General features: G+C 37.5%; 16 protein-coding genes. 4 read left to right on the top strand and 12 right to left on the bottom strand.

What is annotated here, in order from left to right:
- The first annotated feature begins 42 nt into the window (after nt 1-42).
- On the top strand, nt 43-1,827 hold the full coding sequence (locus tag QKW49_RS23925) for a methyl-accepting chemotaxis protein (protein ID WP_282865143.1): 1,785 nt from the start codon (nt 43-45) through the stop codon (nt 1,825-1,827).
- A 159-nt stretch (nt 1,828-1,986) separates the two neighbouring features.
- On the opposite strand, the gene QKW49_RS23920 is transcribed toward QKW49_RS23925, so the two are convergent.
- Nucleotides 1,987-3,951: an HD domain-containing phosphohydrolase gene (locus tag QKW49_RS23920; RefSeq protein ID WP_282865142.1), complete on the bottom strand. Its 1,965-nt coding sequence runs from the start codon at nt 3,949-3,951 to the stop codon at nt 1,987-1,989.
- Nucleotides 3,952-4,203: 252 nt separating this feature from the next.
- Between QKW49_RS23920 and QKW49_RS23915 the strand changes: the two genes are divergently transcribed.
- Both QKW49_RS23915 and QKW49_RS23910 read left to right on the top strand, forming a co-directional pair.
- The gene (locus QKW49_RS23915; RefSeq protein WP_282865141.1) at nt 4,204-5,148 is read left to right on the top strand and encodes a ketopantoate reductase family protein; all 945 of its coding nucleotides are present in this window, start codon (nt 4,204-4,206) and stop codon (nt 5,146-5,148) included.
- Nucleotides 5,148-5,543 carry a PaaI family thioesterase gene (locus QKW49_RS23910; protein WP_282865140.1) on the top strand — a complete coding sequence of 132 codons (396 nt, stop codon included), beginning with the start codon at nt 5,148-5,150 and terminating at the stop codon, nt 5,541-5,543. Before QKW49_RS23915 ends, QKW49_RS23910 begins: the two co-directional genes overlap by 1 nt.
- A 133-nt stretch (nt 5,544-5,676) precedes the next feature.
- On the opposite strand, the gene QKW49_RS23905 is transcribed toward QKW49_RS23910, so the two are convergent.
- The 9 genes from QKW49_RS23905 to QKW49_RS23865 form a co-directional block, all read right to left on the bottom strand.
- Nucleotides 5,677-6,504, bottom strand: coding sequence for a sugar phosphate isomerase/epimerase family protein (locus QKW49_RS23905; protein WP_282865139.1), 828 nt, complete (start codon nt 6,502-6,504; stop codon nt 5,677-5,679).
- Between the two features lie 129 nt (nt 6,505-6,633).
- Nucleotides 6,634-7,677, bottom strand: coding sequence for a transaldolase family protein (locus QKW49_RS23900; RefSeq protein WP_282865138.1), 1,044 nt, complete (start codon nt 7,675-7,677; stop codon nt 6,634-6,636).
- A 467-nt stretch (nt 7,678-8,144) separates the two neighbouring features.
- Complete coding sequence (locus QKW49_RS23895; protein WP_282865137.1) at nt 8,145-8,573, bottom strand: hypothetical protein; 429 nt, start codon at nt 8,571-8,573, stop codon at nt 8,145-8,147.
- Nucleotides 8,574-8,588: 15 nt separating this feature from the next.
- Complete coding sequence (locus tag QKW49_RS23890; protein WP_282865136.1) at nt 8,589-9,521, bottom strand: bile acid:sodium symporter family protein; 933 nt, start codon at nt 9,519-9,521, stop codon at nt 8,589-8,591.
- A 170-nt stretch (nt 9,522-9,691) separates the two neighbouring features.
- Entirely contained in the window at nt 9,692-10,420 is a 729-nt protein-coding gene (locus QKW49_RS23885; protein ID WP_282865135.1) for a QueT transporter family protein, read from the bottom strand.
- On the bottom strand, nt 10,395-11,312 hold the full coding sequence (locus QKW49_RS23880; RefSeq protein WP_282865134.1) for a DMT family transporter: 918 nt from the start codon (nt 11,310-11,312) through the stop codon (nt 10,395-10,397). Before QKW49_RS23880 ends, QKW49_RS23885 begins: the two co-directional genes overlap by 26 nt.
- Nucleotides 11,309-11,731, bottom strand: a complete 423-nt coding sequence (locus tag QKW49_RS23875) for a DUF3574 domain-containing protein (RefSeq protein ID WP_282865133.1) — start codon at nt 11,729-11,731, stop codon at nt 11,309-11,311. Before QKW49_RS23875 ends, QKW49_RS23880 begins: the two co-directional genes overlap by 4 nt.
- A gap of 46 nt (nt 11,732-11,777) precedes the next feature.
- Complete coding sequence (locus tag QKW49_RS23870; protein ID WP_282865131.1) at nt 11,778-13,184, bottom strand: DUF3298 and DUF4163 domain-containing protein; 1,407 nt, start codon at nt 13,182-13,184, stop codon at nt 11,778-11,780.
- A 90-nt stretch (nt 13,185-13,274) separates the two neighbouring features.
- Nucleotides 13,275-13,796 carry an RNA polymerase sigma factor gene (locus QKW49_RS23865; protein ID WP_282865130.1) on the bottom strand — a complete coding sequence of 174 codons (522 nt, stop codon included), beginning with the start codon at nt 13,794-13,796 and terminating at the stop codon, nt 13,275-13,277.
- 223 nt (nt 13,797-14,019) lie between these two features.
- Between QKW49_RS23865 and QKW49_RS23860 the strand changes: the two genes are divergently transcribed.
- Nucleotides 14,020-14,718, top strand: coding sequence for a response regulator transcription factor (locus QKW49_RS23860; protein ID WP_282865129.1), 699 nt, complete (start codon nt 14,020-14,022; stop codon nt 14,716-14,718).
- An 82-nt stretch (nt 14,719-14,800) separates the two neighbouring features.
- Here the strand turns inward: QKW49_RS23860 and QKW49_RS23855 are convergent, their stop codons facing one another.
- Complete coding sequence (locus QKW49_RS23855; RefSeq protein WP_282865128.1) at nt 14,801-15,055, bottom strand: hypothetical protein; 255 nt, start codon at nt 15,053-15,055, stop codon at nt 14,801-14,803.
- A 15-nt stretch (nt 15,056-15,070) separates the two neighbouring features.
- Complete coding sequence (locus tag QKW49_RS23850; protein WP_282865127.1) at nt 15,071-15,424, bottom strand: hypothetical protein; 354 nt, start codon at nt 15,422-15,424, stop codon at nt 15,071-15,073.
- Nucleotides 15,425-15,497 lie beyond the last annotated feature (73 nt).

Raw genomic sequence — 15,497 nt, 5'->3', positions numbered from 1 at the left:
CTTTAGCCCAACAACATTCAATATCACAAGGAGGTAATTAACTTGAAAAGAATCCGTACACAAATTTTACTTAATTTTTTAGCTGCAGTTATCATAATTATTACAGTAATGGGCGCATATAATATTTTTAATATGGTGCAGCAGAACCAACGGAACTTGCGCTATATTGAGAATACACTTTTTAACGATTATGATCAAATGATTAAAAGTGAAGTGGAAACGGCCGCCTCTATCGCAAAATTATACTATCAAACATATAAAAGTGGTAAACTCTCAGAATATCAAGCAAAAGAAATGGCCAAGGAGGCCGTCAAAAACCTCAGATACGGGGAAGAAGGATACTTTTGGGTGGATGACACCAAAGGAATACTGGTGGCTCACCCTATGATTCCCGACCAAGAAGGAAACAACCGTATTGATATCGCAGACCCTAATGGTGTAAAACTAATCCAAGAAATTATTTCTGCTGCCCAAGATGGGAAGGATAACGGTTATACCAATTATATGTGGGAGAAACCGGAAGATGTAGGAACGGGTAACCTTAGCCCCAAGAGAGCCTATTCTACATTATTTGAAGAATGGGAATGGATTATCAGTACAGGGAACTATGTAGATAGTTTGCATCAAGCTGTCAATGATAAGAAAGAAGAGTTAAGCCAAGATTTATTTAATAGTATCATTCATACAGCTCTCTTTATGCTTCTGGCTGTCATTATATTCACAATAATAGGTCTATTTGTGAGCAAAAGAATATCCGGTCCTATTCATACTATGGTTAAAAGTATTGAAGAAGATGAAAATGGGCAAATTACCATCCAAACCATTGATATTAAATCTAAGGATGAAGTAGGCCAGTTGGGAAATGCTTTAAATAAATTAACATCTCAATTCAGAACTTTTATTGAAGAAGTAAATAAAAGTTCTGAAGGTCTGACGAAAAGTGCATATAGCCTGAATGAACTGGCTAATACCGTTGAAAACAGTTCAAAAATAACAACAGACGGAACAAGCGAAATAAGCGATGCAATTGAAGGAATTTCAAAAGCATTCCAAGAAATTTCAGCCGTAATGATAGAAGTCGAAAATGCTGTAAACTCAATAGCACGCCAAACAGAAGAAGGCGCTCTGTTATCCAACGAAGTCAGCACCCGCGCACAAGAATTGACAGAGAGGTCCACTGCTTCAAAAGAAAAGACAATAAATATCTATAATGAAGTAAAAGATGAGATTGAGAGTATTATGGAAGAAGTAAAAAAAATCGAGCAAATTACTGTTCTCTCGCATCAAATTGATCAAATATCAAAGCAAACCAATTTACTAGCGCTAAATGCCTCTATCGAAAGTGCCCGAGCAGGTGAAGCAGGCAAAGGATTTGCAGTTGTAGCCGAAGAAATAAGAAAGCTGGCGGAAAGTTCCGCTTCAGCAGTAAGTGATATTCAAGTGATCGCGCACCATGCTGCGTCATCAGTAAGTAATTTGGTAGCCAGCACCGACAAGATCTTTGAATTTATAGATCAGGATATTTTAAAAGAATATGATAATCTGGTTGAGGCAGGAAGACAATATTCAAAAGATGCAAAAAATATGAATAATATCGTATTGGAGCTAAGCTCCGTATCACAGCAGATCAGTGCTTCTACCAATGAAGTTGCAAATGAAACCAATCAAGTAACAAGTAATCTATTACAAAGTAACCAGCACCTGCATGGTATTGCACAGCAAGCCCTATTTACTTTAGAAAGTATAAAACAAATTCAAGAACACTCAAATAAGAATAAAAAGAGTGCAGCGAATCTTGAACAATTTGTGAAAAAGTTCAAACTTTAAGTAACCCCTTCTAAAAAATCCACAGTATAGAAAATTATTTTTCCATACTGTGGATTTTTCTTTTTGATCAGTTGTATTATTTAAATGCTTGCTAGAATATAATCCATTGTCCATTGTACACTGTACATTATTCACTATTCATTATTCACTGTTCACTATTTATGCTCGCCCATTATTTCTAAATTTCATATATAACTTATATATCCGGTTTCTATTCAATTCAAACACTCTCACAATTTCAGGATCAAAATGTTTTCTACTTCCATTGATAATAATATCAAAGGATTCTTTAAAAGGAAATGGCTCCTTATAAGGCCGCTTACTGGTTAGCGCATCAAACACATCGGCTACTGCAACGATTCTTGCACTAAGGGGGATTTCTTTACCGCTTTTCCCATAGGGATATCCCGATCCATCCCACTTTTCATGATGGCTTTCGGCGATTTCTACACCCATTTGAAACATGCGCCTTTTCTTTCTTGAAATACTTGATTCTGCTGCCTTTAGCACTTCTGCGCCATACGAGGCATGTTTCTTCATTTCTTCGAATTCATCAGCATCCAATTTTCCGGGTTTTAAGAGTATTCCGTCTCTCACGCCCACTTTTCCGATATCGTGCATCGGACTGAACCTCTCTATATCATTAATGTATTCAGGATTAATCATATCGCTGTATTTGCTGTCCTCGTATAAAAACTGTGCGATTGTCTTTGAGTAAATCTTCATACGTTCCAAGTGATCTCCGGTATCCTCATCCCTTGCCTCCGCCAATTTAACCAGGGCTAGAACACTGCTGTAAATCAGTTCTTCGGTAAAAACATTCTTTTCAAAGCTGATTGCAATACTATTTGCCAGCGTTTTTAAAAATTTTACATGTTCTTCAACATAAGCATTTTTTTCACGGCTTGAAAAAAATATGATACCTACAGGTTCGCCGTTTAGCTTTAACGGCAGTGTCAATGAAGACTTTATTCCCGCACCCAGTATAGCTTTGTTATAGTCTTTGGAAGGCTTGTCTGCTACATATGCTTCCAAATCATTAATGATTCTTGCATTGCCTGAATCAATCACTTTGCCAAGACTGGTATCCTTTATATAATATTTTTTCCCTATCAATTGCGCAGGCAGTCCTGTAATAGAGCCATCAGAGATTCCGTAAGATGCCTCCAGTACATTTCGGTTTTCTTTTATTAACGCAATTCCGATATAGGAATACGGCATAAAGCAAGAAAATTCATTGTAAATATACGTTAAGATTTCACTAAAAGATGAATTCATGTTAATATTCTCAATTAGTGCAATAAGCTTGTTAATTTTACCCAATATTCCATTTATCTCCACAATCACAGGCTTTACTTCCTTTTTTGTCGGCGTTGTCTTTTCATTGATAAGGTAGTTCAAGCCGATTCCTGAAATGCCCCGGTAAAATTCATTAAGAGGGTTAATAATATACTTGTATAGATTATGCAACATTATAATAATAACCGCTGATGAAATTCCCACCAAAACAATAGAAATATTCCTACTTCTTTCACTATTTTTCTCACCATATTTCAAGACTGATTGGGTAATGATATCACTATCATGTAGAAGCTGTTCATTGTTCGCATTAATATATATGATGGCCTTGGCAGTGTTTTCATTAATCTCTGATGCTTCTAGCAGATGGGTCACTGCTGTTTCAAAATTAATCCATATACTGTCGATATTTTGTAGATATCCAGCACTTTTTTCTATCACATTCTTAAAATTAATAATTTCAGTACCATTTTGGATATACCCATCATGCATAGCTTCCAATGTATTATTAAAGCTTTCTCTTGCTAGAGACAGATTATTCTTGGTATCAGCAATCTTATCCCTCAGAGATTGTTCGTCATCAACCATTGGACCAGTTTTAAGGGCCTGCATAAGAACATAAAGCCTATTTGCATCTTTGGCCATCTTCTGGGTAAGCATTCTTTGCTTACCGAATAAATTAACAATTACTTTCTCCTGATACTCGTACTTGCTAGACTGATAAAATAAATATGCAAAACAAAAAATAATAGCTAAAATCATGCACAAAATTAAAATAATGATTCTCATAACCGGGGATATAATCCCTGTTTTCTCTGACCTCACAAACATTCACCGCCTTTATTACATCTCTATTGCATACTATTTCACGATATTTCAAATTAAAAATCATTCATATCAAGAATTTATTTATACTGATTATATCATATAATTTTACATAATTTTCATCATGTAATATAAATCTTTTTGTATTTTTGTTTTCTTTTTTACAAAATTTGATATAAAATAGATAAAGATGACTAATCTAAAAAAGTATTAAAAATTATTATAAAAAAACTTAAGAAAGGGGAAACATCATTGAAAAAAATCAAAAAAATCTCCCTTGTAGGATTAGGTGCGATCGGATCAGCTTATGGAAGCTATTTGCACCAAGCTGCTCCGAACTGTCTTCAAGTAATTGCGAATAAAGAGCGCATTGAGCGCTTTAAAACGAACGGGTGCATAGTAAATGGAAAGAATTATGACTTTAATTATATTCAACCTGAAGTTGAAACCATACCCTCCGATCTGATTATCGTATCGGTAAAATACCATCACCTTGCGCAGGCTATCGAGGATATGCGAAATCATGTAGGCCCGGAAACTATCATTCTATCGCTCATGAATGGAATATCTACCGAAGAAATCATCGGAAGAGAATATGGAATGGAAAAATTATTATATTCATACAGCGTTGCAATCGACGCTATTCGCGAGGGAAATCATACCCGTTATACTAACATAGGAAAGATTGTATTTGGCGAAAAAAACAATACCTCTTTGTCTCCACGGGTTAATGCTGTGAAGGAGCTTTTTGAGAATGCAAAAATTCCTTACGAAATACCGGAAGATATGCTTAGGTCACTATGGTGGAAATTTATGATTAATGTCGGAATAAACCAGACATCGGCAGTGCTAAGAGCTCCTTACGGTGTATTCCAGCAGATGAAAGAAGCTAATGGTTTAATGAGACTTACCATGGAAGAAGCTATTTGTCTAGCGAATCGTTTAGAAATCGATTTAAGAAAAGAAGATATCGATAGCTTCCAAGAAGTGCTGCATACGCTTTCTCCAAATGGAAAAACTTCTATGCTGCAAGACATTGAAGCAGGCAGGAAAACAGAAGTTGAAATATTTGCCGGTACAATATCAGAGCTTGGACAAAAACACGGGGTTGCAACACCCGCCAATGATATTCTTAAAAGAATCATCCATGCGATGGAGCAAATCAACGCTGAAAATGAAAAAAGAGGACAATGCTGATGAATACAGATATAATCAAAATTTTTGAAAAAGATAAATTTGCCGCTTATATCGGGGCAAAACTTATTGAGGTTGAACCCGGATATGCTGTCGTACAAATGGAAATCAACGACTGTCATCTCAACGGAGTGAATTTGGTCCAGGGGGGCGCTATATTTACACTGGCAGATTTCGCTTTCGCTGCCGCTTCAAATTCCAAAGGATGTGTGACCTTAGGGGTAAACGCAAATATATCATATTTCAAATCACCCCAAGGGAAAGTGCTAACTGCTAAAGCAACCGAAATATCGTCGCATAAAAAGCTATGCGGATACAATGTAGATGTTTTTGATGAAAATGAAGATCTGGTTGCCCGATTCTTCGCAACCGGATATATCAAGAATCAAAGATTGTAATTTTGATTGCAATACATTCCATTTAAGAACTTTAATATGTCTAATAAAAATAAAATGCCGGAGATGATACCACCTCCGGCATTTTTCCTCTACTCAAAAATGAGTGTTTTCTATATGCTGCTATATTGATATTTTATGCTCCCCAGATGCTGCGCATCCATTCTATACCATACACTGCCGCCTGCTCCCCACTTGGATAAGGTACAACTTCAAGCGAAACAGCTCTGTCGTATCCGATCTCTTTAAGGACATCTCCCACTTTTGTGTAATCTACATTACCGCCCCCTGGGTATTGACGGTTACTGTCCGAGATATGCAGATGCGCAATTTTCCCTTTGCACATTCTAAAGGACTCAAACATATCCTTATCTTCAATAAACATATGGTGTGTATCCAGTAGCAGTTGAATTGTTTCCAAACCTGGTCTCTCCAAAAACTCTAGCGTTTCCTCTGTTGTATTTAATAAATTTGTGAGATAAAATACGATGGGTTCAAGACCAAGGATTACACCTCGTTCTGCCGCATAGGCTGCAATTGGGATGAACTCTTGTGCAAGCCTATCCAAGTATTCTTTACGCGCAGCGTAACTCGGTGCTTTACCACGTAATAATCCCAGGAACACTACCGCATTAAAATTTGCTGCAAAATCGATATGCTCTTTTAGACGTGCAGACATTTTCTCTCTCAAGCTTTTATCAGGTGAAGTAATGTTAAGACCATTTAACCCATACTCCAATCCTGTACCTACTGCCGCGATACGTATATTCTTTTGGTTTGATATGTCCAAAAGTTTTTGTACATCAAATTGTCCAGGTTCACGGATATGAAGCTCTGCACTGTCAAAACCCAGTTCGGACGCACGGATCATTGCTTTTTCTACACCACCCTGCAATAAGACCGGTGCACCTTCCCCCAATACCTCTTCAGAAATTGCTAAACCATAACTAACTTTTCTGCTCATATACTGCCCTCCATTAATACCAGTGAATAGTGAATAATGAATAATGAATAGTGAAGAGTAAAAAGTGGGAAGTGAGGAGTTTTTTACGTTCTCCCCACTATCCACTCCTCACTCCCCACTAGTGCATTATTAAAGTGTAAGAAGCTTCTGCCAGCCCGTTACATCAAAACCTTCCAAAGTCATTACAGTAGCTCCAAAAGTATCAAAGTCCTTAACGGCAAGGCCATCAGGTTCATAGGCAAGGGTGAATTCCGGTAATGCCTTACTTACACGTTCTAGCGCGTCTGCATCAACAGGTTTGTCTATTGATATCTCACGACGGATAGTCCCCTCTTCTTCAGCTTTTTTAACTGCTTCTTGATATTTAGGATGTATGGTCATCACCACATTGCTTCCTACCATCTCAGATACATGACGTGCACAGCGGAATGCGGCAGGCATCAATACAGTCTTGAAGCCACGTTCTTTGAGTATTTGATAGGAGCGTTTCGCAACCGCTAACGAAGCACATTCAAGATCATATGTTGAAACTCCGGCATTACGCTCTTTATTTAATGCTGCAAGATAGTCTTGGAGTCTTCCCATAACAATGGCGGCTGTGGATGGTGCCGGCTCTATACCTGCTTCAATGGCACGTTTGACACCACGTTCATGAGCTTCCGCCGCAGCAACAATTTGTGAAACACTTACGCAAACGGTTGGATTTGTCGGTATTCCCAATGCCGCAAGCTCTTCCAGTACCTCGATGCCTGCTGCTGTGCCCGGGATTTTTACCATGATATTTTTGCCCCATGATGCAAAAGTTTTGCCCATTCTAAGCATCGCCTCTGCGTTTGCAGAATCTTTAGGTTTAACCTGAGCACGGATATATCCTTTCAGTCCTCCCTCTTTTTCAAACATATCTGATAACATATTTGAAATATGTTTTACTACAGCACCAATTAACTCTACTACTCTGTCGTCTCCGGTAAGATCTGCCGGAATTTTCTCAACTGCTTCTTTAAAAATTTCTGATGTTTCTGTTAGTGCCTGATAAGAAAGAGGAGGATTTGACGTACATCCGATCGCTCCAATACTTAATGCGGCTTTCAGGTCCTCCACTAATGCCGAATCATTACACCACTGGGTATCTGTATTTTCTGCCATCCATTTTAAATATGTGTTTTCACTCATTTTTACACATTCCTTTCTGTTGATAGATTATTATTTTTAGAATTTACTATACCCGTGTCCATGTGAAATTAACCATTCTCCTCCTTTCAAAACGCTTGTTTAACGTTTAACATGGACACATCACAAGACCTCAAGTTAACTTGCTGTGCCGGTTTAGATATAAGAAAGAGCTGCTTGAGTATAATGCCTTAAGCTTAAGACTTTCCAACGCAAGCACATCATTAAATCGGCGCAACACGTTAAAATAACTTCAAGTGTATTACTCAAACTTTTCTTTAGTTATAGTTAGTTTAACGTTTAATATAAATATACTACAAAAATCTTAAATATCCTTCTTTTTTTCGAAAAATATTTAAGATTTTTTTATTTTTAATAATTTATTCACTTTTAAAAACAAATATAACCATGTTATAAAAGCTTAAAAGCACTGATATCTCTTGCTTTTGACGGCCAATGGAACATATTTATTAAACCGTTCGGTATCCCATCTTGGTACAACGTCTAAGCAACTGTGGATCTTGTTCAAAAGATATGTAATGTTCACACACATAACATTCTGCTTTATAATGTGCAAAAAAAAGACCGGAATTAAGCCTTGTAAATCCATTGGGACAACCCTCGACCGGATAATATGAGCTCCCCCAGCCTCCTGTCACCAGATCGAGCTCAGCATCAGATAATTTTTCATTATCCATTAAACACTCTTTTACATCTATTTTATACTGTGAATAATCTCTTATCTCGTTCAGCAGCCATTGAATCTCTGTAAATTCCAGCTTCACCTGTTTCTCTGCTAAATGCTTTTCGAGTTTTTCTGCAGTATTCATGGATGTGATGCTCTCTAACCACGTACTATCTTGCCCTGCTGCTTTCTTGATTTTCTCTAAAATTTCCACGATGAATATTCCCCCTTATTCTTCTAGGACTTTTTTTGACCAATAGGATGCCAGTCCGGGGCCTGAGATATTATGCCATACACTAAACAGCGCTGCGGGTACTGCAGTATTAGGATCAAAATAGTTACTAGCCAGAGACGCAGCCAATCCGGAATTCTGCATACCCAACTCTATGGATATTGCCCGCCTTTTTGCTTCACTGACATGAAACAGCTTACCGATAAAAAACCCCAGCAATAATCCCATGCAGTTATGCAATATGACACCGGCAAATACGACCGGTGCTGTGTCAAATATTTTCTCTGCACTAGCACCGACGACAGCACCTACAATCAGCGTAACAGATAGAACCGAAATGATAGGAAATACTTCCAGAACCTTTTCTGTTGTATCTTTTAGCAACTTTTTTACTATGATGCCTATCATAATAGGTATAAGAATGGTGTTAAATATGGATAAAAACATATCTTTAGCGGGTACATCAACCCATTGATGTGCCAGCAGCAATGTAATGACCGGTGTAACAATCGGCGAGATGAGTGTCGAAACGGATGTCATTCCTACAGATAATGCTACATCACCTTTCGCAAAATATGTAATCACATTTGAAGCCGTCCCTCCCGGACATGCTCCAAGCAGAACAAATCCAACCGCCAGCTCTTGAGGGAGCTTAAAAATGAGACTGATCGCGTACGCCAGCAGCGGCATAATTGTAAACTGAGCCGCACATCCGAGTATGACTTCACCGGGTCTTAGAAATATTATTTTAAAATCTTCTGCTTTTATGGTCATGCCCATCCCCAGCATGATCACTCCCAGCAAAAGTGATATATGCGGCATCACCCATTCAAATTGTTCAGGCTTAAATAAGCCTATTCCTAAAGCAATGATTACAATCACAGCAAAATAACGCCCCATGATTGTACTGATATTTTTTATGATATTCATTGGTTTTACGCTCACTTATTATATATATTTTGCATCAGCAATTATTAAGTGAGGAGTGGATAGTGGGGAGTGGGGATCCTTTATACGCTCCTCACTATCCACTCCCCACTCCTCACTGCAGCAATAGATCTCCTGTAACATCTTTAATGCATTTAATATAGACTTGCTTGTTACCCTATGATGATAGCAATCAATGATACCACAAAGATTATTCCTGCTATTATCATAAGCAAAGATGCGGACATTACAAAACCCAGTGTAATCATAATACTTATTAATAACGAACTGCATATCAACATGGACAAAGCCGCCCATTTTATCTGTCTATGTCTTGAAGGAACTGCAGGCATGGTCATATCTATATGTATATCATCACATGTAAGTACAATAAATACCGGAAGACCCAAAAATATCGGAAAACCTAAATTATTAAACAATATGATATAATAAATCTGTCTTGACCAGAAATTCAAAAATATATCTAACGAACAAGCGATCAATATAGCCACAGCGAGGGATGAAATGGCTGACAGTATTACATATCTAAAAATATTTTTATATGTTTTTACATTGGGTCTTTCGCCCTTACTCCATAAATGCCAAAGTTTATAGGGAAGATATGCAGCAATAAAATTGCCGAAAAACCCAAAGATAGAACCGTAGCTGAATGTGCCGAACAAGTCGCTGATGATATTTCCGAATGCACATCCCCATGCCCCTGCAGGGCCAAAGATAAGACCGGCTACAACCGGTACGGCATTTACCGGACGCACCTCGGTAAAGCCTTCAACCAGTACCATTACTTTAAAGGGTATCGCCATTCCGATAAAAGCAAGGGCGCACACAAGAATTTGCAGCAGTGTTTGTTTTGATCTAAGCGGAGATAGTATCTCTTGCATAAGATGCTGCCTCCTTTTTATCCAAAAAGTTTGTACCGGCGCAGATAGCACCCATTACAATAACGGCCGCACCTACTATCTTAATAAACGTTAATGCTTCTGTTTGTCCGAATGTATTGGGGATAAGCACCGCAAGCACCATCGTTACTACAGGCTCTGTAGAGGCAATCACCGTAACGCTGATAGGATTTGCGTATTTCTGAGAGTACATTAACATGATATACGCATAAGCTTTCGAAAAAAAAGCCAATAAAAAGATGTTTGCAAGCATTTCATTTGAATATTGAACAGAAAAAAATGTACTAGGCTCTTCAATAAACCATAGGATGAAAGAAAAAATCGCTGTAAAAAACATCTGCCCCACACCTAATAGCAGCGGATCTGCCTGCTTTGTAAATATGTCGGTTATAACAATGTACACAGCCATTAATATACAACCTATCACCATATATAAAATACCCGGATTCATTCCTTCTCCAATATTTACTCTGCTGGTCAGTGTGAGCCCGGTAAGAATAAGCATAATGCCTAAATAGTTATTTTTCGTAGGTTTCTTTTTAAGAAATAGTAGAATAATAGGTACAAATACAACAGTCAAAGATGTAATAAAACTCGCCATTGATGCAGGTATTTTAGATATCCCTGCCCTCTCAATCAAGAGCATTCCACAAACAAGAGTGGCCATAACAGCACTTTTTATGAGAGTATTTCGGCCAAATTCCCGCAGCTTTCTAAAAAAGATAATGACAAGAATAACACTTGCAATTCCGGCAGTAATTGTAAGATACGCAAATGTAGACAACGTATCCGGAAGATTTTTTATAAATATATAAGATGACGCCCAGCAAAGTGTGATTGAGAATAGTACAATATTAGATTCTGCATGTGTCATGGCTCTGCTCCTTCATAAAATTCATAATTTACATCGTTTTTTTCAACCAGAATTGCATTTTGATTAAGTTCTTTAAGAATTTCATCCATGATTGCCTTGATTTGCTCTTCGGAAGCAAAATAAAAAGAATAGATAAGGCTGTTTTCCTTAGTTATAATTTCTTTTTTATCTTTATATGCGCCCTCACCATACGCAACGGTATACCCATCAACATACTTAAGACAAATGTTTGATATTTTTTCTTTTGCCGTTTCGGTGTCAAATGTCTGTTTATATCCGTCTTGGTCATTCAGACCGATATAAAGTGTGTATTTAACTGCTTTACTCTTTACCAGGCTTTTTTGATTTTGTCTGTTACACCCGGCAGATACCACAAGCAGGGTTACAATTAAAAAAGATACCAGAATACGCTTGTGCAAATTCTCACCAGCTTTCAAACTTGTATATTCAACATCTTAGGCATGGTTAATACACCATTTTATCCAACAGCCATAACCCGTCTTCTTTAATCATTTTCATGGATAAGGAAGTGTCTTTAAGGGTATTTGTACCCATATCTTCTTCTTTGAGATAAACTGTCAGCTTCGCGCTGTCTTCGGTAATATCGGATAACTCAAACATGTAAGTATCCCATTTTTTATAATATCCTACACCCCCGCTTTTACTGATATCCACATGGAGTTTTCCATCTTTGTCCATGTACTGCGGGCCTCCCCAAGTCTTGCCGGAAAGCAGTGCATCGGCTTCCTCTTTTCCATACGTATTTCTTACATATCCTTCAAGCTCTGCAAATGTTGTGAAACGCTTATCTTTAACCGGATAAATAGTATTTCCATCGACTAGGCCGCCTTCCGGCATATCAGCGGGTAAAGTATTTAGATAAAACATCTCGGAAAAAGCGATATAGTTGCACCCAATGAGTTCTCTTGCTGCGTATCTGAGATCTTGATCCGCATTGTACACATGGGCATTGGAAATATCAACATCCAATATGTCTTTTACACTGTCATATGGTAATAAAAACTCAGGGAAACCTGCGGCATAAGGTGCCAGTGTATACAACTGATAAAAAACATTGATCCCCTTTTCAGTTAAGATAAAATCCGTATCCTCATAGTATTCTTTTACCGCTGTTTTATAATCATCGTTATAAACATTCTCCTTTTTTTGTTGATTTTGCTCAATCTGCTTAAAAACAGCTTCATATATGTGCGCTAACACCTCTTCTTTTGGGATGCTAAAAATATCGGTAAGCGCCATCTTCTTTCCGCTTCTGATATCAAACGTTTCAGCACTCCAAAATGTATTCGGATGGGCCCCTCCGGTATATGCGTACTGTACATTTAATACCGAAAGTAGATTATTACTATTATAATGAATATGGAATTTGCGGTCAAACATATGCGTATTAAAATCGTAACCATTCTTTTTGGCATCTTCATAATTTTCCGCAGCCGCAGCAAACCCTTCCCCCTTGACTTCTTCAAAAAAAGTTTCAACTTCATTCTTATAATATTTGTTTATTTTTTCAATTTCAGGTTGATTCTTCGGATTTTTTAGTTTGGGTATGATGATGCTGGCTTCAACCAGAACAGTCCCATCATTTTCATCTACTAACTTATTAGTATAAACTGTATCAATAATTTCAATAGGTACGGAAGTTTCTTCTTTTTTAGAAGAGTTCGTTGTTTTATTAGTATCTTCCTTTGAAGGCTCTTTTTGATTTTCCGCTTGTTTGTGACTACCGGATGAACTCTCATTGCTATTCTCGGACCGCACGGGTGTTTCAGTCTTACCGCATGCCCCAAACAAAAAAGTAGTAATCATAAAAACTGCAATGACTGCAATGAATTGCTTAAATATTTTTTTCATGCCTAATACCTCCTGATAAACTTATTCCAAAACGATTTTATTTTCCTATCTATAATATACGAACAACATTAAAAACCAGCTCAGTAGGCTTCAAGAAACTTCCATTCCTATCAAGAGCTCCTTCATCTTCTTTTTTCCCCTCACAAAGATGGTGGATACCGTACTTTCATTGATTCCGGTCACCTTAGATATTTCTCTATTGTTCAACTCTCCAAAATATTTGAGGTACAAGACCTGCCTGGTACGGTCATCGAGCTGAGAAAGTGCCTTGTAAAGAATTTTTCTATCTTCGTTTACAATTTCTTTATATTGTTCTTCGAAATCCACCGTAATAAGCACGCTATTGGTGCTATCATCCAACGATACGCACTTTTTCTGTCTCCGAAAGTAATCTGTAAGTGTATTTTTAGCAATCACGAAGATCCATGTATTAAAAGAAGCTTTGGACGCATCAAAAGAAAATATTTTTTGTGTAACTTTTAAGAAAATTTCGCTGACCAAATCCTCAGTCTGCTCCTTGTTCAGCAAACGGAAAAAGATATAATTGTATATCTTTGGAAAATATTCTTCATACATCTTCTCAAAATCCGAAAAATTTTTAAAGTCACACATTGAATCACCTTTCCACTATATAAATTAAAGTTTTTTACTCGTAAATCCTTTGCTATTCCCCAAAATTAGTTTGAATTATTCATAATTTTACAGTATAATTGTAATAGCCGTTCGGTATTTTGTAATGATAATGTTAAGGAATGTAAAAAATATATGACAATTTGTTGAATCGTGGGACAACATACTTCTTTGCAGCACATTCATTAAAGGGGGGCTATAACATTTGATTAAAAAAAGCATTCTACTTGTAGATGATGACCCTTCTATACATAAACTATTAAAAGCGGCTTTAGAAAAAAACTTATATACCGCCATCTCGTGTAATTCCGGCGAAGAAGCCCTTGAAGCCCTTGACCGATATCCTATCAGTGCAATCATCCTTGATGTAATTTTACCTGGTATGGACGGACTGGAAACGCTAAAAAGAATTAGAAATCATCCGTTACATCACCATATTCCTATCATCATGCTTACTTGTAAGAATAGCGAAATCGAGACGGTTGTAGGATTAGAAATGGGAGCTGATGATTACCTTGGCAAACCGGTTAGATACTATGAACTTCTAACAAGACTTAAAATGATATTTAAGAGAAGACCTCATCAAACCGGAGATGAACCTAAAACATTATCGATGCACGGTATAGAAGTGGATGTTGATACACGTACCGCATATATTAATAAATTACCGGTAGTATTGACTTACAGAGAATTTGAGCTTTTAACACTCCTGGTGAGAAATCCCGGAAGAGTTTTTTCAAGAGATATGCTGCTTGATGAAGTGTGGTATGACGAACAGTTTTTGGAGACCCGTACGGTAGACGTTCATATCCGGGGACTTAGAAAAAAAATACAACATCACGGTTTGAATCCTAACATTATAGAAACCATAAGGAGCGTCGGCTACCGCATGACATTACCGTAGGCATTTTAATCGCTCAATATGTTCTATTTGTGTTTGAAATAAAAACCGCAACCCAATTATTTGCATTCTAATACCACCTACATTACTTTTGATCCTTTATATATCCTGCTGTACAGCGGCCAAACGTATATTCATTGCATAATTCGCAGGATTTGTCCGGAGTCGGACATTTTTCACCGTTGGAATCATTTCCCGCAGCTGCTACCATATCCAGATCATCATCTGCAAGAGGCATGGCTTGACCTCTTGCTTTCTTATGTTCTGATTTCAATCTTTCTAAAAGCTTGTATTTCAGCTCCGATTCCAGTGAAAAATCATATTTTTTCGTATCAAACATATCGAACACTCCTATTCACACCTTACCTTGCCTATTTTTTGCGCAGTCAAAAGCTCCGGCAAACATAAGGATAATGCTGAGGGCTGTCAATAAAACCGTAATCTCCATTGAAAGCAGCATAAACATCATAAGTAAGAAATAAAGTAAAGTTATCACTCCTGCAATTATAAATAACACCTTTGCTCCTTTAGGCTGATTTATTGCAACGATTGCAGCAATCACCGACAGCAGCATGCCAAGTGCAAGCAGAATAAACAATGTAATAAGCGCCGCATTCCAGCCGGCCGGACTTTGGAAAATCATTAATACACCGGGAATAAGAATTACTGCCGCAGATACTCCCGATATGAAGCTTATATATTTTTTCATGATGGTCCTCCTATCTTAGCATCAAATTCAACCCGGAACTATGGTCTCTTTATTGATTCCATTATATATACGG

Origin of the sequence: Petroclostridium sp. X23 (assembly GCF_030013905.1) — a bacterium.
Taxonomy (GTDB): domain Bacteria; phylum Bacillota; class Clostridia; order SK-Y3; family SK-Y3; genus X23.
Note: the sequence above shows the minus strand (reverse complement) of the source record. Positions and strands in the feature narration are given on the sequence as shown.